We start from the raw sequence: 20256 nt of genomic DNA, 5'->3' as shown, positions 1-20256 counted from the left end.
CTCTGGGTGTGGCGATCAGCCAGGCCTGCTACGCCACCGGCGAGAATCACGAGCGGGCGGTGCTGCGGCAGCTGCTCGGCGAACTGGATCTGGAGGGCGTGTTGATCCAGGCGGACGCGCTCCATACCCAGCGCCCGTTTTTCGGCAGCTCCAGGAGCAGGGGGCCGACTTCCTCCTGACGGTGAAAGCAAACCAGAAGACGCTGCACCGCCAGATCCGCAGCCAGTTCCAGGGGAAGCGCAAGATCCCTTTTGTGGCAACGGATCATGAGATCGGCCACGGTCGGGACATCACCTGGACGCTGCGTGCCAAACAGGCCCCTGAGCACATCCGGGAGGCCTGGATCGGCACCAGCTGGATCGTGGAAGTGGCGGCCGCCGGCACCCGAGACAGCAAGCCGTTCCAGGCCAACCACGTGTTTCTGACCAGCCTGCGCACGACCCCAGAAGCCCTGCTGCAACTGGTTCGCGACCGCTGGAGCATTGAGGGCTGGCACTGGATTCGCGACACCCAGCTCCACGAGGACGCCCACCGCTACCGGGGGAATGGCGCCGGCGTCATGGCCACCTTGCGCACCGCAGCGATGAACCTGTTGCGCCTGGCTGGGTTCCGGTCAATCCGGGCTGGCTTGCAGGCGGTGATGCACGACATCACGGCGCTGCTGGCGATGGCCAGGCGGAAGCCTCAGTCCAGCCCATGCTGAGACTTTGAATCAGCCCTGGCATCGTGCGGGTAGTGCCCAACCCTTTGGCGATGCGAAGCCTTCGCCGGATGCCCTTTCTCAAGGCACCATTCTGGAGGCCGGCCCTGCAGATGACCACAGCCCTGCTGGCCACTCAGCACAGCTGTGCACGGCTGCGGATGGTGGAGTGCCGTGGGCAGGTGAGTGCCGCCATGGTCTACGACTCCCTCCCAATCATTGACTGCTTCCGCCGCATCGACAACGACCGCATCCTTGGGATCATGGACGAAAAGGGTGTGGCTCAGCCCTATGTGTTTTTGCTCGAACGCGACGTCTGTCCGTCCCGGTATCCGCAGCAACCCAGGCCCTAGAGACCGATCCGACCTGTAGGCATCTGATGTGATGTGCGACCCGCTAAACAGTCCGCAGCTGCCACCGCGGATTCTGATCGTCGACGATGAGCGGTTCAATCGTCAGCTTCTGACAACGGTGCTCCAGGACGAAGGCATCATCAGCACGGCTGGAGGCAGCGCTGAGGCGTTGGAGGCTGTCCGGATGAATCCACCCGATCTGATCCTTCTGGATGTCCGTCTGCCGGATATGGACGGCTTTGAGGTATGCCGCCGGCTGAAGAGCAATCAGGCCACCCAGGACATTCCAGTGATCTTCATCACGGCGATGAACAATCCGGAAGAGGAGGCCCGCGGCCTGCATCTTGGCGCTGTGGATTACATTACGAAACCCTTTAATCATACCGTAGTGAAAGCTCGGGTACGCACCCAGCTTCGACTGAAGCAGCAGGCCAACCTCCTATCACGCTATGCCTTCCACGATGCCCTCACTGGCCTGGCGAATCGACGAGCCTTCGACAGACTTGGGGAGCACGAATGGAACAGCTGCCAACGTCAATCCTTGCCCCTGGCGCTGATCCTGCTGGATGTTGATCACTTTAAAAACTACAACGACCATTACGGCCACGGGGCCGGAGACGATTGTCTGATCGCGATCGCTCGGTCCATGGCCTCGGCGGTGAATCGCTCCAGCGATCTGATTGCCCGTTATGGCGGCGAGGAATTTGCCATCGTGCTGCCGGAAACCGCACTTGCGCCCGCTTGCGCACTGGCGGAACGGGTTCGCCATAGCGTGGAGGAGCAACATCTGCCCCATGCGGCGTCCCCCACGGCCCCCCATGTGACCGTGAGCCTTGGCGTGGCCAGTCTGGTGCCCTCCGGCGGCAGCCGAATTCGAGACCTGATCCTCCAGGCTGACGATTGCCTGTACCGGGCCAAGCGGCAGGGCCGTAATCGTGTCTGCTCCAGGGCCGGTGGTTCCAACTCAGAAGCCACAGCCGATGCCAAGGCCGAGAGCCTCCCAGCGATCGACACTCAGCCATGAGTTCAGAGCTGGCTGATCGGTTCGGGGCTTGGGGGTTCCCCGCCCTGGTCATCCTTCGGCGAAACCGGTCAGATTGGAACCATCCAGAAGCTCCATCGCCAAAGACGTCAGATGCCCTCCGCCATCCGGAACCCCATTCCCGGTCCGCTGCGTGGACTACGCCGCCGCCTTGGCCGGGTGCTGCTCGCCTGGGGAGAAGCCCTCGATCCGCCTCCACCCCCGACGGGTCCGGCGTCGTTGCCAGTGGGCTCCCTGACCAAGGCCATCTCGCCTGCCGCCGCCCAATGCCCTGCCCTGCGGGAACCGCTTTCGGTGGAGAACGCCGTTCTCAACAGGGAAATGACCGTACTCAAAAGGGAAGTGAGCGATGCCCTGGCCGCCCTCGCCGCAGCCCATGCGCTGGTCACATCGGCGCGCTTGGCTCAGGTGCAGGCCATGCGGGCTGAAGTCGACGATGGGGCTGCCTCAGCGGATGCTCTGATGGCCCTTGCCGCTGACTACCAGGGCTGGCAGAGCGACCAGGTCCGACTGTTTGATGCGCTGGGATTGGTGCTGCGCATGAAGGTGCCAACGGGCAATGTGCTTGATCAGGTGGATCCACGCCTGCACGAGCAGGCCCGTTCCCATCTCGAGGGCCTGTCTCTGGAATATCAGCGAGGCCTGTTGATGCAGCAGTTTCATCCGCCGGGTTGAGCCAGCGTGGGGTTAGGCATCAGCCTGCCGGTTGTCGGTGCGTGGATGGGCCAGTCGTGTGGAACCGCTCAGGGTGAGACCTGCGCCCGGCCGTGGAGCTGCACCATGCCCCCCTCGAGGTTGGCGCGCTCGATCGTGATGTTGGGGTCCATCGGCAGGCGTGCCCGGATGCCACTGTCCACGGCACGGATCTCCACGGTGCCCCCTACAGCCTGCAGGTCAGTCTCCAGCTCGAGCAGCCCGGACTGACCCACCGCCTGGGCGGCCAGCACCAGCCGGTCCTGCTGGATCCGCAGCCGCACCAGCGGCACCAGGCCGAGCAGCTGCTCGCCAAGCCAGTCGCCGAGGGAGCGCCACTGGGGCCGGCTGAGGGAACGGGAGAGCCCTTCAGCGGTGAAGGCCACCTGGCCACGAATTCCGAACGGATCCTCCAGCTGGACTGATTGCCCCTTCAGCACATTGCCGACGGCCACCCGGATCGGGTCGGCACGAAGCTCCACCAGTTCGATTTCGAGATCCTGGTAGCGCACCCGCCGCGCCATCAGCCGCACACCGCTGAGGCGGCCGCGCAGCAGCTGCAGGGCCGAGCCCTCCAGTTGAAGATCGAGGCTCTCGATCGACTCGCACTGCTGCCGGATCCAGAGCTGCAGACCGGTGGCGATCAGTTGCATGACAGGACCGGACTCCTTCTCGGTTGGAGCGTTGGCCGCCCCTGCGGAAGGGGGAGCAGGAGTAGGGGGATCCTGGGGGGATTCGGGCAGGGGAGACGTGCTGCTCATCAAGGGTCACCCACGGGCTGCTTTTCTGAACTGGATTGCATGGGCTGCTCTGGATCCCTGCGCAGCGATGGGGTCTCGACCATGGACCACCAGGTGTCCGCCACCTGCAGGGGTTGATCGATGTGGGGAAGATGGCCACAGGCCTCCAGCTCCACAATCCGATCGCCAAGAAGAGCCAGGGCAGCCCGTTTCTGCGGTGACCTCAGGATGCGGTCGTCGGCGCCCCAGAGCACCCGGATGGGCTGATGCGGCAGGGGTTGGCCGCAGCCGGCGAAGCCGCCGGAGCGCGCGAAGCGACGCAGCGACTCTGCCCAGCCAGGAGTGCGCAGATGCAGGGAGGCGATTTCCAGCTCCGGTTCTCCCACATCTCGGTCCGGCTGGGCGAATGCACTGCGGCAGAGCCCACGGCGCACCTCTGGGAGGGAAAGAAAGCGCACCCCCAGGCCATCGAGCAGGGGCGGCAGGGGCATCGGTCTTCCCGTCAGCCCGGCTGGAGCCAGAAGCAGCAGGCGATCGATCCGAGCCGGGTGGCGCCGCGCCAGCTCCACCGCCACCGATCCACCCATGGAGGCCCCGATCAGGCTGATCGACGCATCAGAACCTGCTGCACTGGATGAAGCGATGCGCTCCAGCAGCGCCTCAAGATGGAGAAGCACACCGCGGGGGGAATAATCCCCCTTGGATGGGCGGGGGCTGAAACCGAAGCCGAACAGATCGGGGATATAGAGACGGTGCCGCCTGGCCAGCAACGGCGCCAATCGCCGGAACTCCAGAAAGGAGCTGTCGAAGCCGTGGAGAGCAAGCAGGGGCGGCCCCTGCCCCAGCACCGCCACGGGCCAGGCCATGCCGTCATCCCCCAGACCAGGCAGCGACCACCACTGCACTGAAGAGGCCAGGGAACGCCCCTCGGGATCCAGAAGGTTGAGCGCCGCCTGCTGCAGCAGCGCTTCCCCCCCGACGGCACCAGCCGCTGGCTTCAGCAGCTGGGTCACATTGACGGCCGCTCAGCTGACAGCCGATCTGTTGCCAGCGCCCGGCACACCGTGGTGCTCACCAAGGCTGCGAGGAGTTCCTCCTCGCCAACGGGGAAGGGCAGATGGTGCAGATCCGAACCCTCCTGGCAGGCGAAGGCGCAGACCGACTGCAGATCGACCAGGCTGGCTCCGGCCAGGCCCAGATCCTCCAGGGTCACCGGCAGGCCGAGGGCGCGGAAGAACGGCAGCAACTGGCGGCGCGCCTGGGCGGCGAGCTGGCTGCCGCCCACCACCTCCTCAAGCCGCAGCTGCACCAGAATCCCGAACCCAACCTTCTCGCCATGGAGGGCGCCGTGGCTGGCCCGGAGCTGGGTGAGTCCGTTGTGAACGGCATGGGCCACCACTGTCCGGCAGCGGGCACCGCCGATGCCACCGATCAGGCCAGCGGTGAGGCCGCAGGCCTCGGCGACACGGTCCCAGGCGGCACCGCCCGGCTGGGCCAGGGCCTCCACACCCTCCAGCAGCAGCTGATCACGCAGTACCCGCGCCATCTGCACGGCCTGCTGGGTCACACCGTCCTGGCTGGCACCGCTGCTCACCGAAGCCTCGTACCACTTGGCCACCGCATCGGCGATGCCGCTGGCGAGGGTACGCAGCGGCGCCTGCCGCACCAGCCGATGGTCGAACACCAGCAGATCGGGGCAACGCTGCAGCGCTACGTCACCCTGGAAGGCTCCAGTGGGGGAGTAGAGATTGGCCAGGGCTGTCCAGCCCGCGCAGGTGGCGGCGCTGGTGGGAACGGTGACGCAGCTCAGACCGAGACGATCGGCCAGCAACTTGCCGGCGTCGAGAACCTTGCCGCCTCCAGCGGCGATGACGCCGTCACAGCGGGCGGCCTGGGCCTGGAGCGCAATCGTTTCGAGATCCTCTTCGCAGCAGTCGTGCTGCAGCTCCGCAGAGGTGGGGGCACAACCATGACCCTGAAGATCCACCAGCAGGGAGGCGCGTAGGGACTGGGTGGCGTTGCTGCGGCCCAGCAGCAGGGGCCGGCGCGTCAGGGTCGCCACAGCGTCGAGGGAGTCCAGCCACGCCCCTGGACCGCGCAGAACCCTTGCCGGTGCGATGACGTGGGCAATGGAGCAGGGCCTGCCCCCCTCGGGTTCTGCCTGGGCCACGGGTTCGATCGACTGCTCCATCGGCTGCTGGATCTTGAGGGTTGTCCTCGTGGTCGGGACTGCCCGGCCGAAGACTTTGCACAATCCATAATCTAGAAGCGGCTCTGGGTGCATGAGAGCTGCTGATGGAATCGAGGAGCGACGCCCTTCAGAATCGCCGCACTGCATGGCCCCATGGCCGCGGCTGCTATGCCCTTCCTGATCAGTTCCCTGCAGATCGTCGGCGGCATCCTTCTGCTCTTCGGCGGCGGTGAATTGTTTGTGGCTGGTTCGGTGGCAGTGGCCCTGCTCCTGGGCATTCCCCAGCTGGTGATTGGCCTCACCGTGGTGTCGCTCGGCACCAGCGCCCCGGAGCTGTTCGTGAGTTTGCTCTCGACCCTGCAGGGAGGTGCCGGCGGTGATGCCCTGGCCGTGAGCAACGTGGTGGGCAGCAACATCTTCAACGTGCTGGTGGTGCTCGGCTGCAGTGCCCTGGTGATGCCACTGCGCGTCCAGAGTCGGCTGGTGCGCCGCGATGTGCCTCTGCTGCTGGGGGTGTCGATGGCCGTGTGGGGGATGGCCTCCGGCGGTCGCCTCACCTGGCAGGCCGGCGTCGCCCTGCTGGTGGGCACCGTGATCAATCTGGTCTGGGAAAGTCGCACGGCCAGCGAACACCCGGAGGAGTCGGCCGATGGGATGGAGGAGAACGAGGCCAGCTCCACACCTGTGGCCATCGCCCGGCTCGCTGCGGGACTGCTGCTGCTGGTGGGGGGATCCAAGCTGCTGGTGGATGGAGCCACCGCCGCCGCTGTGGGCCTCGGGGTGAGCAATACCGTGATCGGCCTGACGATCGTGTCGGCGGGCACCTCGATGCCGGAGCTGGTCACCTCGGTGGTGGCGGCTTACCGCGGCAAGACCGATCTGGCCATCGGCAATGTGGTGGGCAGCAACCTGCTCAACCAGTTCCTGATCCTCGGGATCTGCGCCACGGTGTCCGGCGGCCGCGGCCTGGGGGTGGATCCGGTGATGATCAGCCGCGATCTGCCGATCATGGTGCTCACCACCCTGGCCTGCCTGCCGATCTTCTGGACCCAGGGGGTGATCACGCGGCTGGAGGGCGGCATCCTTGTGCTGCTCTACGGCCTCTACCTCACTGAACAGATCCTCAGCAACAGCGCCCCCGCCATGGCGGATCCGTTCCGCTTCGTGGTGGTGGCAGCCGTGCTGCCGTTGGTGCTGGTCTTTCTCGTCTGGCAGATGCTGCGCTGGCGCGAGCAACGCAGCGGCTGAACCTGCTGTAGGGGGAATGCGTGAGAAGATCCGGCGAGTTTCCGGCCCCTGATGCGCTCCATCACCGTTGCCAAGGCGGTCCGACCCCTGTTTGGGAAGGCTCCCGGCCTGGGCTCTAGGAGCCTGCTGAAAAAGTCCCGAGGTCGCCATGACTTGAGTCTGACCTCTGGGCGCAGCGCCCGTGAACACTGGGCTCGGAGTCAGGCGTTCCCGGGCTGAATGGCCCTTGAAGGGGTTTTTCAGCAGTCTCCTAGGCGCCTGGGTCTGGCCGTGACGGCCCTGCTGGCGGGCCTTCCTCTGCTCACGGCCTGCGCTCCGGAGGGCGCCACCGGTCTGGAAAGCCCGAAGATGTCTCAGATCAAGGCGCGCGGGCGGCTGATCTGCGGGGTCGAGGGCAAGCTGCCCGGCTTCAGCTTCGTCGAGTCCAGCGGTGCCTACAGCGGCCTCGATGTGGACGTCTGCAAGGCGGTGGCAGCCTCCCTGCTGGGTGATCCCTCCAAGGTGGAATACCGCGATCTCAATTCCACCGAACGCTTTGCGGCCCTGGCAAGCGGTGAGGTGGATCTGCTGTCGCGCAACACCACCATGACCCTGAGTCGCGACTCGGCTGGCGGCAATGGGCTCAGCTTCGGCCCCACCACCTTCTATGACGGCCAGGGGGTGATGGCGCCGACGGGCAGTGGCATCAACAGTCTCAAAGATCTGGCTGGCAAGCCGATCTGCGTGGAGAGCGGCACCACCACCGAGCTCAACCTGGCCGACCGGATGCGCGAGCTGAAGGTGCCCTACACGCCGCTCAAGTTCCAGACCAGTGACCAGACCTACGCCGCCTATCTGGGTAAGCGCTGCGTGGCGGTGACCTCCGATCGCTCGCAGCTGGCGGGCAAGCGCACCAGCTTCCCCGATCCCAGCGCCCATACCCTGCTGCCGGAGGTGCTGAGCAAGGAGCCCCTCACCCCCGCCACCACCAATGGCGATCCGGTCTGGGCCGATGCCGTGCGCTGGACGGTCTACGGCCTGATGCAGGCGGAGGAACTGGGGATCACCCAGGCCAACGTGGACGCCAAGCTCGCCGAGGCCAAGGCCAGTGCGAACCTGGCGGACCTGCGCCGCTTCCTGGGTGTGGAAGGGGATTTCGGCCGCCAGCTGGGTCTGCCGGCTGATTTCGTGGTGAAGTCGATCAAGGCGAGCGGCAACTACGGCGAGATCTTTGATCGCAATGTCGGTCCTGGCTCCAGGCTGAAGCTGGATCGCGGCCTCAATCGCCAGTGGAAGGATGGCGGCCTGATCTACTCGCCCCCCTTCCGCTGATGCCGGCGGCCGAGCCCCCACCGCGCCAGCCGGTGACGATCGCCTGGTGGCGCAACCGCCGGGTGTTGCCCTGGGTGATCCAGATCTTGGTCGCCCTGCTGGTGTTGCTGCTGATCGCCTTTCTGCTGGGCAATCTGATCCGCAACCTCACGGCGGCGGGGATGCTGCTGAGCTGGCGCTGGCTCGGGCAGCCCGCCAGCTTTGACATTGCCGAATCGCTGCTGCCCTTTGATGCGGCCATGCCCTACTGGCGGGGCCTGCTGGCAGGGCTGGTGAACACCCTGCGCGCCGTGCTCACCGGCCTGGTGGGGGCCACCCTGCTGGGGACAGCGGCGGGGATGGCGGCCTTCAGCAGTAACGGCCTCTTGCGGGCCCTGGTGCGGACCTACGTGGAAGTGGTGCGCAACATCCCGCTGCTGCTGCAGCTGGTGTTCTGGTATTTCGTGGTGTTCCTGACCCTGCCGAACGGCACGGCTGCCCTGCAGATTCCGGGTGTGGTGCTGGCCAAGTCGGGGCTCTATGTGGCCGGTTTCGCTGAGGGTCTGCGCTGGGCCGGGCCCCAGCTGGTCAATGGCGTCTGGCAGGCCCCCCTGCGGCTGTCGGTGGAGTTCTCCGCCCTGATCACGGGTCTGGTGATCTATTCGGGGGCCTTCATTGCCGAGGTGGTGCGCGGTGGCATCGCCGCCGTGCCCAGGGGTCAGTGGGAGGCGGCGGCCTCCCTGGGGCTGCGCTGGTTCACCACCCTGCGCCGCATCGTGCTGCCCCAGGCGCTGCGGGTGATCATTCCCGGCCTCAACACCCAGTACATCTCCCTGGCCAAGAATTCGTCGCTGGCGGTGGCCGTGGGCTACGCCGATCTCTATTCCGTGGCCGAAACGACCCTCAACCAGACGGGTCGTGCCGTGGAGGTGGTGGTGCTGCTGATGGGGGCGTATCTGATCCTGGATCTGCTGATTTCGGCGCTGATGAACGGGCTCAATCACCTCGTTCAGATCAAGGAGCGCTGATGACTCACTCCCCCGCCCATCCGGCGCGCTCCGCCGCCAATCCGTCCCGCTCCGCATTGCTGTGGCTGCGGCGCGAGCTGTTTTCCAGCCCCGCCGACGGAGCCCTCAGCATCGGCCTGATCACCCTGCTGCTGCTGGCAGGGGCGGGCTTCCTGCGTTGGGCCTTCAGCCAGGCCGAGTGGGCGGTGATCCGGCTGAACAGCACCCTGTTCGCCGTGGGGCGCTACCCGGAGGCCGAGCAGTGGCGGCTCTGGCTGATCACGACCCTGTTCTCGGCCGCCGCCGGCCTCAGCTGGGGGCTGCTGCGCGCCTACCCCCGCGCCGATCGAAGGGGCGAGCTCTGGCCCCGTAACGACCGCATTGCCGCAGCCTTGCTGACCTTCCTGGCCCTTTGGACACCCTGGTTCCTGGAGCTGTCGGCGTCGATCGCCGGCCGTTGGTGGGGCCTGGCAGCCCTGTTGCTGGCCCTGCGTTGGCTGGCGGGCCGCTGGGGACGGCGACTGCCTCCACCGGTGCTGCGCCTGGTGCCCTTGCTCTGGCCCGTGCTCTATCTGGTGGGGCTTGGCCTGATCAACGGCGGCATCGGCCTGATCGATGTGCATCCCACCGCCTGGGGTGGCCTGCTGCTCACCCTGGTGGAAGCCAGCCTGGCGATCCTGCTCTGTTTCCCCCTGGGGGTGCTCCTGGCCCTGGGGCGCCGCAGCGAGCTGCCGCTGCTGCGCTGGGGATCGGTGCTCTACATCGAGTTCATCCGCGGGGCGCCACTGATCACCCTGCTGTTCCTGGGCCAGAACATCCTCGGATTCCTGCTCCCCGGGGGGCTCACTGCCGATCGGGTCTGGCGGGCCGCCTGGGTGCTCACCCTCTTTGCCGCGGCCTACCTGGCGGAAGCTGTGCGGGCCGGTCTGGCAGCGGTGCCTGGCGGACAGCTTGAGGCGGCCCGCAGCCTGGGGCTCTCCTACTGGCTGGCGATGCAGCGGGTTGTGCTGCCGCAGGCCCTGCGGGTGGCCCTGCCGGCAATGGTTGGGCAGTTCATCTCTCTGTTGCAGGACACCACACTGCTTTCGCTGATCGGCCTGATGGAACTGCTCGGCATCGCCCGCACGGTGATGGCCAACCCCGCCTTCCTGGGCCGCAACGGTGAGGTCTATCTCACGCTGGCGGTGCTGTTCTGGATCTGCTGCGCAGCTCTGGGCCTGGGCAGCCGGGCCTTGGAACGTCGCCTGGATCCCCACAGCACCGGCAGCTCCCGCTGACGCATTTCCAGCATTCGCTGATGCACCCTGAGCCAGCAGCCCAGATCAGCCTCTCGGCTCTCCCCCCATCCTTCACCGCTTCGGTGCCTTTCCGATGACTCCACCGCTGCCGCAATCTCTGGACACCCCGAATCCTCAGGGCGACGGCCGGTCCATGCCCCTGATGATCGAGGCCAGGGGAGTGCAGAAGTGGTATCCGAATGGCTTTCACGCCCTGCGCGGCGTTGATCTCTCAGTGCGGCGGGGGGAGGTGGTGGTGATCATGGGGCCATCGGGGTCGGGCAAGAGCACCTTTCTGCGCACCTTCAACGCCCTGGAAACCTTCCAGAAGGGCACGATCGAGGTGGATGGCATCGCCCTCACGGACGATCTGCAGCAGATCGATACGGTCCGGCGTGAGGTGGGCATGGTGTTTCAGCAATTCAATCTCTTTCCCCATCTCACGGTGCTCGACAATCTGATGCTGGCGCCGGTGCTGGTGCGCCGTCGTTCCCGCGAACAGGTGCGTCGTCAGGCCCTGCAACTCCTGGAGCGGGTCGGTATCGCCGAACAGGCCCAGAAGTATCCCGGTCAACTTTCGGGCGGCCAGCAGCAACGGGTGGCAATCGCCCGCTCCCTCTGCATGGAACCGCGGATCATGCTGTTCGATGAACCCACCAGTTCCCTTGATCCCGAGATGGTGCGGGAGGTGCTGGATGTGATGCAGAACCTTGCCAGCGAAGGGATGACCATGGTGGTGGTGACCCACGAGGTGCGCTTCGCCCGGCAGGTGGCCAGTCGGGTGGTGCTGATGGCGGAAGGGAGGGTGGTGGAGGAAGCCGAGCCTGAAGACTTCTTCACAGCCCCCAGCCATGAGCGCTCGCGCCGCTTCCTCGACCAGATCCTCTGAGCCGGGGATCATGGAGCCTTGAACCTTTGCAGCGCTGGGTTCAGACCCTGACGCCCTCCTCAGAGCGACCGAGATAGCGGAGCACAGCCTGGGTGCGGTTTGTCACCCCAAGCTTCTGAAAGATCGTCTGCAGATAGATGCGCACCGTTCCAGATGTGATCCCCAGATGGGCAGCGATCTCATTGTTGGTGAGGCCATCAGCGAGGCAGACGAGCACATCCCCCTCCCGGCGGGTGAGCGGCGGCAAGGCTGTGACGTTGGCTTTCAGCTGCTGCAGACCCTGATTGCGCTCGCGCAGGGCGCTTGTGGCGGTGGTATCCCACCAGCTTGCGCCTTGGCTGAGGCTGCGTAGGGCCACCTCCAGATGGTCCAGGGCCACGGCCTTATGGAGATAGCCCGAAGCCCCCATCTCCCACAGCCGCCCCACCCAGCTGACATCGTCCTGGCTGGTGAGAATCAGCACCGGCAGCCCGAAACCTGACACGATCCGCCGACAGACCTCCATGCCACCCAGGCCCGGAAGGCCGATATCCAGGATCACCACATCCACGGGCGCTTCGGCCAGCAGCTCCAGAGCCCGTTCTCCATCGGCCGTGGTGCGCACGTCCTCCACAAAGGCCTGGCGATGCAGGAATGTCTCGATCCCGAGGCTGTAGGCCTGGTCGTCTTCAATCAGCAGGAGCTTCAAGAGACTTGGTGTCAACCTCACGCCACGATGGCACCTCTGCCGGCAGAACGACCTCGAACAGGGCTCCACCTTCGGGGCGATTGGTGGCGGTGATCCGGCCATGGTGAGCCTCCACGATCTGGCGGCACAGGTAGAGCCCCAGGCCACTGCCGCGTCGATCGGGATCAGCGCGGTAGAAACGATCAAATAGTTGGGCCAAGGACTCTGCAGGAAACCCGGGACCACGATCCAGCACCTGAAGGCGTAGTTCACTGTCCACAGCGACGAGAACCAGGGCAATCACATCGCGGCGGAGGGAGTGGCCGATCGCATTGAGAAGAAGGTTTTCCATTAACCGACGCACCATGGCGGCATCGCACAGCCAGGTCAGGGTGTCCTGCCCAGCCGGGAGGCGCAGCTCCAGCACAATCGACCGTTCCTCTGCCAGGGGGCGTACGGCTTCGATGGCGTCCTGTGCCAGGCCGATCACGTTCAGGGGCTCTCGATGGAGAGGCAGGCCGTCGATATCGGCGCGGAAGATCTGCAGCAGGTCCTCGATCAGCCGAAGGCAGCGCTCCTGGCTGCTCAGGATCGCGACAAGGCCGCGCAGCTGCAGGTCGTTCAGCCCATCAGGATCAAGCTCCTGGCGCATCAGTCGGGCGGTGGCCAGAGTTCCGAGCACCGGGGTCTTGAGATCGTGGGCCAGGGTGTCGATCAGATCGTGCCGAAGATCGGCCTGGGCCAGACGCACCTCCATGGCCAGCTGGCGGGTGTGCAGGCGTCGATTACGGAGACATAATTCCGTGGTGACCCCCAGTGCCAGGCAGGCCAGAAGGCGGGAGGCCAGCGGCCGCCAGGCCAGGGACGCCGGCCAGGCTGCGGTGTGCAGCCCCAGCTTCAGAGGGATCAGCGTCAGCAGGCAACAGAGCAGGAAATAGCGCATCGCTTCGGCCCGTCCGCGACGCTCCGCTCCCAGCAGAAGGGGAACGACAAAGAGATAACCCACTACCACCTGCGTCGAAGAAAGCCAGTCGGCCAGCTGAATCAGCAGGGTGAGAAAGATGATGAAGCCGCGGGACTGCAGAACCCGCACACCACCTGCCCCAGGCCTCCGGGCCGATGATCGCGCCTCCAGGGACGTGGGAGGGCGGGAGTGTGCGGTCATGCGGAGGTTGTGAAGAGCTGAATTCTGGGATCGCTCCTCAGCGCTGGGGCGCCAAACTCCAGGCACGGGGCATTGGCTCCCGAACCCAAGGCTCCTCCCCGGGAACACGCCGTGCAGGCTCTGATCGAAACGCTCCCGGATCTGATCGGCGCAGCGGTGGAGGCCAACCAGCTCTGGGGCTATCTGGTGATCGGCATGCTGATGTTCTTTGAGAACGTCGTTCCACCGATTCCGTCCGAACTGATCATGCCGCTCGCCGGTTTTCTCGTAGCCCAGGGGAAGCTGGCGCTGCTGCCGGTGGTGGTGGCCGGCCTGAGCGGCACCCTGCTCGGCGCCTGGCTCTGGTACGGGGTCGGTCGCCTGATCAGTGAAGAGCGGCTGGCACGCCTGCTGGCTCGCCATGGGCGCTGGATCGGCCTCCATCCGAACGATCTGGCCCGCAGTCGCCGCTGGTTTCAGCGCCACGGCCATGCGGTGGTGTTCTGGGGCCGGATCCTGCCGGGGGTGCGCACTCTGGTATCGGTTCCAGCCGGTCTGGAGCTGATACCTCAGCTGCCCTTCCTGCTCTGGAGCGGGGCCGGCAGTCTGATCTGGATCCTCTTTCTCAGCCTGGCCGGCATGACCCTGGGCGAGCACTACGAGCAGGCCGCGGCCCGGATCGCCCCCTTCGCCCACGTGATCCAGGTTGTGCTGGTGCTGGCCGTGCTCGTCGTGGTGGCCCGGGTGGCTTTGGTGCTGCTGAGAACCTGGCGGGATCGCCGTGGTCGAGGCCTCGATTAGCGGAACGCGGGTTCCTCGGTGGTGGGCTGTCCCATCCCCGCGGGATCCAGGCGTTCGAGCGTGGTGATCAAGGTGATCGATACCACGACCACCACAACCGCGAATGCCGCCATGAGGCCATCGTTCCACCGCAAACCCCGGGGCGGTCTCTCCCCCATCCCTTCAAGCGGCCGACCGCAATCGGCACAGATCAGGCTGTCCCGGCCACCACCCACCCCCTGTCTGGAGCGGGCCGCCACACGACAACCGCAGGAAGGGCAAGGCAAGGGTGGAGCGCGGAACCAACCCCTATCGTCCCACCGCTCAGCGCAGGCGGTGATCAGGACACCTGATCACAAATCTTCTGATCACGAATCCTTGATGCAGACATAGGATTTTCTCGCTGCCAATCCACCCATGATCAAGCGGCACCCCTTTAGTATCAGCGGCCAATCATTGCCGTTGTCCAACCGATGCCAAAGGCCTGAACAAGCTGTCTCCCTTTTTCCTCGCCTGGCCCCGATCACCTTGCTGGGGTGAAGTGTTGTCGATAACTCCCGCATGGCACCTCATTCAGGCTTGAATGTGTCATCCACCCGATCACTCCAGGCGGCTTCCAGAGTGGCCAGGGCCTTGGCCAATGTCTGACCACTTCTGGATGTCCATGGCTGCCTTGCTTTTCCTTCCCCCTACTCCCCTGCGATGAGCGTCTTCCTGGCTCAGACGGCCTGGCTCATTCCTCTCTACCCCCTTCTCGCCGCCCTGGCCTCGCTGGCCTGGTCGTCGGGCGGGATCGCCCGAACCGGGCCAAGGCCGTGCGGTTACCTCAACCTGTTGATGGTGAGCGTGTCGTTCGTCCACAGCGTGCTCGCCCTGATCGCCCTGCATTCCAATGCCGCGGCTGGCGCCGCCGCCCTCTATCGACCTCTGACGATCAGCTGGACCTGGCTGTCGACCGCCGGACTGCGTATCGGCTTTGATGGGATCATCAGCGAACCGTCGCTGATTGCGATGACGGTGATCACAGGCCTGCATGTTCTCGTGCAGATCTACACGATTGCCTATCTGGAAATGGACTGGGGCTGGCCCCGCTTTTTCGGTTGTCTGAGTTTCTTCGAGGCCGGCCTCTGCGGGCTTGTTCTCACCGATTCGCTGTTCTTCAGCTATGTGATCCTTGAATTGCTCACCCTCGGTACCTATCTGATTGTTGGTACCTGGTACAACCAATCTCTGGTGGTGAAGGGAGCCCGCGATGCCTTCCTCACCAAGCGGGTGGGGGACCTGATCCTGCTGGCCGGGGTGATCGCGCTGCTACCGATGACCGGCACCTGGAATTTCCATGGCCTCCAGGCCTGGGCGGCGGCCCAGGCCGCCTCTGGTGATGGCTTGCCGGCGGCCTTCACCCTGATCCTTCTGGCCCTGATTGCAGGCCCGATGGGAAAGTGTGCTCAGATCCCGCTCCATCTCTGGCTGGATGAGGCGATGGAGAGTCCGCTTCCCTCCACCGTGCTGCGCAATTCGGTGGTCGTGGTCGGTGGTGCCTGGGTGTTGCTGCGCCTGGAACCACTGATCGAACTCAGCCCGCTCGTCCAGGCCGTGCTGGTGGTCGTCGGGGGAACCACCGCTTTGGTGGCCTCCCTGATCGCCCTGGCCCAGGTGGATGTGAAGCGCGCCCTGTCGTTCCTGGTGAGCAGTTGGCTGGGTTTGCTGTTTGTGGCTGTGGGACTGAGTGGCATCACTGTTGCCGACCATCTTCTGCTGGTCTATCCCCTGCCGATGGCCCTGATGCTGATGTCGATCGGCACCATCGTGATCAGCAACGTCACCCAGGACCTCACCCAGCTGGGTGGGCTGTGGAGCCGCAGGCCCCTGATGGGCATCGCTTTCCTCGTTGGTGCCTTCGGCCTGATCGGTCTGCCTCCGTTCGGCGGCTTTGCCGCGCTGCGGGAATTGTTGGCCCTCACGGCCGCCAGTACCCATCCCCTGCTGCTCAGCGGCCTGGTGCTACTCACCAATGCATTGATCAGCGCGGGGCTGATCAGGGTCTTCGGCCAGATCTGGGGAGGCCGCACCACCCCCTTCACAGTCCGCTCTCCGGAAGGGCTCTGGTTGATGGTGCTGCCCACGCTGTTCCTCACCGGTCTGGTGCTGCACATGCCCCAGTTGCTGGTGCGGAACGGCATCTTTGCCCTCACGCCCCTGCCTGGCTGGGGTCCGTTGGCGGTTCCCTTGCTGCTCTCCACCCTGCTGGGGGGTGGACTCTCGGCCCTCTTCTATCTGCGGCCCCATCCCCTGGCCCATCTGCCGGCAGCCCTTGGGGGCCTGCAGGACTGGCTCGCCCACGACATGCAGACCGAGCGCTTCTATCACCGCACCGTGGTGGGGCTGGTGCTGACCCTGGCCCGCCTCAGCGCCTGGTCGGATCAGCGTCTGGTGGATGGGTTCAGCGAGGTCACCGGTGAAGCCACCCTCGAAGGCGCCCGGCGCCTCAGTCTCACCACCTCCGGCCGGTCCCAGGCCTATGCCCTGTCGCTGCTGCTGGGGGTTCTGTTGATGTCCGCCTGGTTGCTGGCCAGCCAGCCCCTCGTGCCCTTCGTTTCTCTCCGCTGATGGCACCCTCCGTTCTCCTGCTGCTGCTGGCTTTCCCCCTGGCCGCCGGCCTGCTGCTGCCGCTGCTTCCCGAGGGGAAGCCCGTACGGGTGCGCAGCCTTGCGGCTGCGGCCACGGCCGCCCAGCTGCTGGTGGGTCTGCTGTGCTGGCGCCTGCCCCCTGCTGATCTCCATCAAGACTGGGTGCCCCAGCTGGGTCTTCAGCTCGATCTCGGGCTGGATGGTCTGTCGTTGCCGCTGATCCTGCTCACCAGCCTGCTCTCCACGGCCGCCATCCTCTCGGCACCGGCTGATCAGCTGCGGCCCCGGCTGTTCTTTCCGTTGTTGCTGGCCACCAACCTGGGGGTCATGGGCGCCTTCCTCGCCCGCAACGCCCTGCTGTTCGTGCTCGCCTTCGAGCTGGTGCTGATCCCCACCACGCTGCTGGTGGCGATCTGGGGAGGTGAGCGGCGCGCCGGCGCTGCGATCCGTTTCCTCCTCTATGGCGCCGTTTCCGGCCTCGCCCTCCTGGCGGGCGTGCTCGCCTTCGGCTGGTTCAACGCCAACGGTTTCAGCTTCGGCTACGACGACCTCAGCAACGCTGATCTCTCCCCCACCGCCCAGCGCTGGATCCTGGCCCTGCTGCTGCTCGGTTTCGGCCTGAAACTTCCGGTGGTGCCGCTGCACGGCTGGCAGCCGCTCACCTACAGCCAGGCCCCCACTCCGGTTGTGATGGTGGTGGGCGGTGCGGTTTCGAAGCTGGGCGCCTACGGGCTACTCCGTTTCGCGGTGGGTGATCTGCCCGATCTCTGGGTGAGCTGGTCGCCCTGGATCGCCGCTGCGGGCGCCATCAGTGCCGTGTATGGCGCCCTCAACGCCATCGCCCAGAGCGACATGCGCCGCCTGATGGCCTACAGCTCGCTTGGCCATATGGGTCTGCTGGTCCTGGCCCTGGCGGCGGCAACGCCCCTCAGCCTGCAGGGAGCCGTGGCCCAGATCCTGGCGCACGGTCTGATTCTGGCTCTGTTGTTTGCCTGTGTGGGGCTGATCGAGCGCAAGACCGGCACCTCCTCCATACCCGAACTTTCCGGTCTGCTCAATCCCCTGCGGGGCCTGCCGTTCACCCTGGGGATGTTGCTGGTTGCCCTGATGGCAGCCGCCGGCATTCCGGGTCTGGCCAGTTTCCCTGCCGAGCTGCTGGTGTTCGAAGGCAGTTGGACCGCCTTCCCCCGCGCCACCCTGGTGTGTCTGGTGGCCTCAGGCTTCACGGCCGTCTATGCCGTGCGTCTGTTCAACCGGGTGGGCTTCGGCCGTCTGGATAACGAGCGCGCCGACTGGCAGTCGACCTGCTGGAGCGAAAGGGCCCCGGCCCTGGCGCTCACCCTGCTGGTGATCGCTGTCGGGATCTGGCCTACGGCCCTGGTGGGCTGGAGCGAGGCCGATACCGCCGCCCTGGCGGTCCGCCCCCTGATCATCCCGAACTCAATCGCCCCCGCCTCGCTGGCCATGGTGCCCTCCGGCCTCGTCTCAGCGGCCGCCCCCTCCGCTACCCCCTCGGTCGTTCTGCCGTCATGAGCACGTCTCCCGTTCAGGCCGGCGCCCCGGCCACCACCCCCCTGATCCCCCCTTCCAACCATCCCTACGCGGAGGTGATTCACCGGCTTGAGGCCGGCGGCTCAATGCTGCCGGACACGCCGGAGAACCTGATGCAGATCATCGGCATCTACAAGGCCTATGCCGTGCCGATGGATTTTTACTGGCGCGATCTGCTCTACATCGCTGAGCAGGTGTTCCTCCAGCCCCTGCCCGCCTTCAAATACCTGATCTCACAGGAGTATCTGGATCGACCCAATTCCTATGCGGGCGATCAGTCGTCTCTGAGGATCTGGCGGGGTGGAGAGAAGGCGCATCCGGAACTGCTGGCCTTCATGGAGAAGGGCGAAACCTTCCGCATGCCCAAGCTACTCCATCACCTCTGGCACGACCGGGTGAATATGGAGTTCGCCGAGGCCTGCATGCGGGCCATGCTCTGGCACCAGGGTATGGGGGGGCGTTTCAACGACTATCTCGAATCGGAGGCCTACCGTGCCAATGCTGACCGAGCAATCCATGCTTACTTCAAGCGCAACCCCGTGATGCTGGGCTTGTACAAGTTGTTCCCAGAGATGTTTCTGGAGCAATGCAAGCAGGCCAGCTACACCGCCAATCTCGGCCTGTTCTGGGAGGTGATGGCGCCGGTCTTTTTCGAAATGAGCGACATCTACGATGAAGGTGGCTTCCAGGGCGTTCCCGATGCCATGGACTTTTTGGTGAATGGCATCTTTGCGGTGGCAGGAAGGCCGATCTACCACCACGTCTATGTGGATGGGGAGTGCATTGAAGTCATCCCCAAAAGCGAAGGATTCACCTGGCTCTACGAAGCTGCTCTCCCGTATGTGGAAGCAGTGTTCTACCGCACATCACCCTTCCGAGGCACCAAGAGCTACAACGCCCAGGCTGGACAGGTGCCGAGCGATCAGGCTGATTTCCACTACGGAATTCTCTATGCTGACGTGTTTCCGGTGGGTTCGGCGGGCATCCCCCCCACCCTGCTGATGCAGGACATGCTGCATTTCCTGCCCCCCTACCTGCAGGAGCTCTACCGCAAGCACCGCCGCAGTGAAGAAGACCAGTTGGTTCAGCTGGGCATCACCTTTCAGCGCTCGATGTACAACGTCACCTCGGCGGTGATCCAGGCCTTGCGCTGTGCCCTGCTCTATCCGCTCGACGACACCAATCCGGAGCACCTGCTGGCCAACCGACGCTTCTTCGAGGCGCAGATGGACCGTTTCCTCAGGCCGGAGGCGCGCCTGCCCCAGGTCCAGACCCAGGACTATCGCTGAATCCGTTACCTCCTCTTACACCTATGGCCTCCATCATCGAGACTGCGCGCAGCGCGGGCTGCTTCGCCACTCTCCTCACCGCGGTGGAGGTGGCTGGCCTCACCGCTGCGTTGGAGAGTCCGGGGCCCTTCACGGTGTTCGCACCGGTGGACGATGCCTTCGCAGCCCTCCCGCCCGGCTGCGTGCAGACGCTGGTGGACAATCCGCCCCAGCTGGCCCGCATCCTGAAATACCACGTGCTGGGCGGCAACTTTTGCCGTGCCGATCTGGTCGATCAACCGGAGTGGCAGAGCCTCGAAGGGGCCCCGGTACCAATTCGCAGCGTCGAACCCTTTGAAGTGAAGAACGCCACGGTCGTCTCGGCGGACATCGTCTGCGATAACGGCATCGTGCACGTGATCGACCGCGTCATCCTGCCGGGCTGATCAGCTGCGACAGGCAGCTCGCCAGGGTCGGGCGATCCCCAGGTGATGGTGATCCATGACTGGGATCGTCAAGGCTGATGCTCCCCACCTGTACTCATGGAAGCTGGATCCCTGATTGGGGTCGCGTCACTACCAGATTCAGACAAGGGTGGCCGATCCAGATCGGGTGCTTGTGGCTCAAGAGCCAGGATTGACTGGATTGATTGTCTGACCGTATCCGTTCAGGGGTCGGGACAGCACGCGGCGAACTTCGTCTCAGCTGAACCCTTGACGGCGCCCTGATTCCCGTTTGCATCTCAGGCAGAGACTGCTTGAGATGGGCGCTCCTCCTGCTGGCATT

General features: G+C 65.2%; 19 protein-coding genes. 14 read left to right on the top strand and 5 right to left on the bottom strand.

Annotated features, from left to right (window positions below):
• Window positions 1-25: 25 nt before the first annotated feature.
• From VB777_RS12010 to VB777_RS11995, 4 genes are all read left to right on the top strand, one after another.
• Entirely contained in the window at window positions 26-703 is a 678-nt protein-coding gene (locus VB777_RS12010) for an ISAs1 family transposase (RefSeq protein ID WP_323249208.1), read from the top strand.
• A 110-nt stretch (window positions 704-813) separates the two neighbouring features.
• Window positions 814-1053, top strand: a complete 240-nt coding sequence (locus VB777_RS12005; RefSeq protein WP_323249206.1) for a DUF4334 domain-containing protein — start codon at window positions 814-816, stop codon at window positions 1051-1053.
• 31 nt (window positions 1054-1084) lie between these two features.
• Window positions 1085-2077: a diguanylate cyclase gene (locus VB777_RS12000; RefSeq protein ID WP_322757479.1), complete on the top strand. Its 993-nt coding sequence runs from the start codon at window positions 1085-1087 to the stop codon at window positions 2075-2077.
• 111 nt (window positions 2078-2188) lie between these two features.
• A complete protein-coding gene (locus VB777_RS11995) occupies window positions 2189-2770 on the top strand; it encodes a hypothetical protein (RefSeq protein WP_322757480.1) in 582 nt (193 codons plus the stop codon).
• A gap of 68 nt (window positions 2771-2838) precedes the next feature.
• Here the strand turns inward: VB777_RS11995 and VB777_RS11990 are convergent, their stop codons facing one another.
• The 3 genes from VB777_RS11990 to VB777_RS11980 form a co-directional block, all read right to left on the bottom strand.
• Complete coding sequence (locus VB777_RS11990) at window positions 2839-3441, bottom strand: DUF2993 domain-containing protein (RefSeq protein WP_323249204.1); 603 nt, start codon at window positions 3439-3441, stop codon at window positions 2839-2841.
• Between the two features lie 107 nt (window positions 3442-3548).
• Window positions 3549-4541, bottom strand: a complete 993-nt coding sequence (locus VB777_RS11985) for an alpha/beta fold hydrolase (RefSeq protein WP_370594613.1) — start codon at window positions 4539-4541, stop codon at window positions 3549-3551.
• Window positions 4538-5719 carry an iron-containing alcohol dehydrogenase family protein gene (locus VB777_RS11980; RefSeq protein WP_197153900.1) on the bottom strand — a complete coding sequence of 394 codons (1182 nt, stop codon included), beginning with the start codon at window positions 5717-5719 and terminating at the stop codon, window positions 4538-4540. The genes VB777_RS11985 and VB777_RS11980 overlap by 4 nt, the downstream gene beginning before the upstream one ends.
• A 168-nt stretch (window positions 5720-5887) precedes the next feature.
• Between VB777_RS11980 and VB777_RS11975 the strand changes: the two genes are divergently transcribed.
• The 5 genes from VB777_RS11975 (at window position 5888) to VB777_RS11955 (ending at window position 11430) form a co-directional block, all read left to right on the top strand.
• Window positions 5888-6967 (top strand): calcium/sodium antiporter, encoded by a 1080-nt coding sequence (locus VB777_RS11975; RefSeq protein WP_197159128.1) that lies wholly within the window; start codon window positions 5888-5890, stop codon window positions 6965-6967.
• 219 nt (window positions 6968-7186) lie between these two features.
• On the top strand, window positions 7187-8278 hold the full coding sequence (locus VB777_RS11970; protein ID WP_323249202.1) for an amino acid ABC transporter substrate-binding protein: 1092 nt from the start codon (window positions 7187-7189) through the stop codon (window positions 8276-8278).
• A complete protein-coding gene (locus VB777_RS11965) occupies window positions 8278-9285 on the top strand; it encodes an ABC transporter permease subunit (protein WP_197153898.1) in 1008 nt (335 codons plus the stop codon). Before VB777_RS11970 ends, VB777_RS11965 begins: the two co-directional genes overlap by 1 nt.
• Window positions 9285-10541, top strand: coding sequence for an amino acid ABC transporter permease (locus VB777_RS11960; protein WP_323249200.1), 1257 nt, complete (start codon window positions 9285-9287; stop codon window positions 10539-10541). The genes VB777_RS11965 and VB777_RS11960 overlap by 1 nt, the downstream gene beginning before the upstream one ends.
• 154 nt (window positions 10542-10695) lie before the next feature.
• Window positions 10696-11430, top strand: a complete 735-nt coding sequence (locus tag VB777_RS11955) for an amino acid ABC transporter ATP-binding protein (RefSeq protein WP_304623193.1) — start codon at window positions 10696-10698, stop codon at window positions 11428-11430.
• 40 nt (window positions 11431-11470) lie between these two features.
• Here VB777_RS11955 and VB777_RS11950 read toward each other — a convergent pair whose 3' ends face one another.
• Both VB777_RS11950 and VB777_RS11945 read right to left on the bottom strand, forming a co-directional pair.
• Window positions 11471-12118, bottom strand: a complete 648-nt coding sequence (locus VB777_RS11950; protein WP_197153896.1) for a response regulator transcription factor — start codon at window positions 12116-12118, stop codon at window positions 11471-11473.
• The gene (locus tag VB777_RS11945) at window positions 12099-13262 is read right to left on the bottom strand and encodes a HAMP domain-containing sensor histidine kinase (RefSeq protein ID WP_323249198.1); all 1164 of its coding nucleotides are present in this window, start codon (window positions 13260-13262) and stop codon (window positions 12099-12101) included. The genes VB777_RS11950 and VB777_RS11945 overlap by 20 nt, the downstream gene beginning before the upstream one ends.
• A 111-nt stretch (window positions 13263-13373) precedes the next feature.
• On the opposite strand from VB777_RS11945, the gene VB777_RS11940 reads away from it, so the two are divergent.
• The 5 genes from VB777_RS11940 to VB777_RS11920 all read left to right on the top strand — a co-directional run bounded on the left by VB777_RS11940 (window position 13374) and on the right by VB777_RS11920 (window position 19916).
• Window positions 13374-14042, top strand: a complete 669-nt coding sequence (locus tag VB777_RS11940; protein WP_323249196.1) for a DedA family protein — start codon at window positions 13374-13376, stop codon at window positions 14040-14042.
• A gap of 681 nt (window positions 14043-14723) precedes the next feature.
• Window positions 14724-16631, top strand: coding sequence for an NAD(P)H-quinone oxidoreductase subunit F (locus VB777_RS11935; RefSeq protein WP_323249194.1), 1908 nt, complete (start codon window positions 14724-14726; stop codon window positions 16629-16631).
• Window positions 16631-18184, top strand: a complete 1554-nt coding sequence (locus VB777_RS11930; RefSeq protein ID WP_322757488.1) for an NADH-quinone oxidoreductase subunit M — start codon at window positions 16631-16633, stop codon at window positions 18182-18184. The genes VB777_RS11935 and VB777_RS11930 overlap by 1 nt, the downstream gene beginning before the upstream one ends.
• A complete protein-coding gene (locus tag VB777_RS11925; protein ID WP_322757489.1) occupies window positions 18181-19491 on the top strand; it encodes a CO2 hydration protein in 1311 nt (436 codons plus the stop codon). The genes VB777_RS11930 and VB777_RS11925 overlap by 4 nt, the downstream gene beginning before the upstream one ends.
• A gap of 23 nt (window positions 19492-19514) precedes the next feature.
• Window positions 19515-19916: a fasciclin domain-containing protein gene (locus VB777_RS11920; RefSeq protein ID WP_197153890.1), complete on the top strand. Its 402-nt coding sequence runs from the start codon at window positions 19515-19517 to the stop codon at window positions 19914-19916.
• The last annotated feature ends 340 nt before the right edge of the window (window positions 19917-20256 follow it).

This window comes from Synechococcus sp. CCY9202 (genome assembly GCF_034931685.1).
Lineage (GTDB): Bacteria > Cyanobacteriota > Cyanobacteriia > PCC-6307 > Cyanobiaceae > CBW1002.
This window is presented reverse-complemented; position numbering and strand designations above follow the sequence as displayed.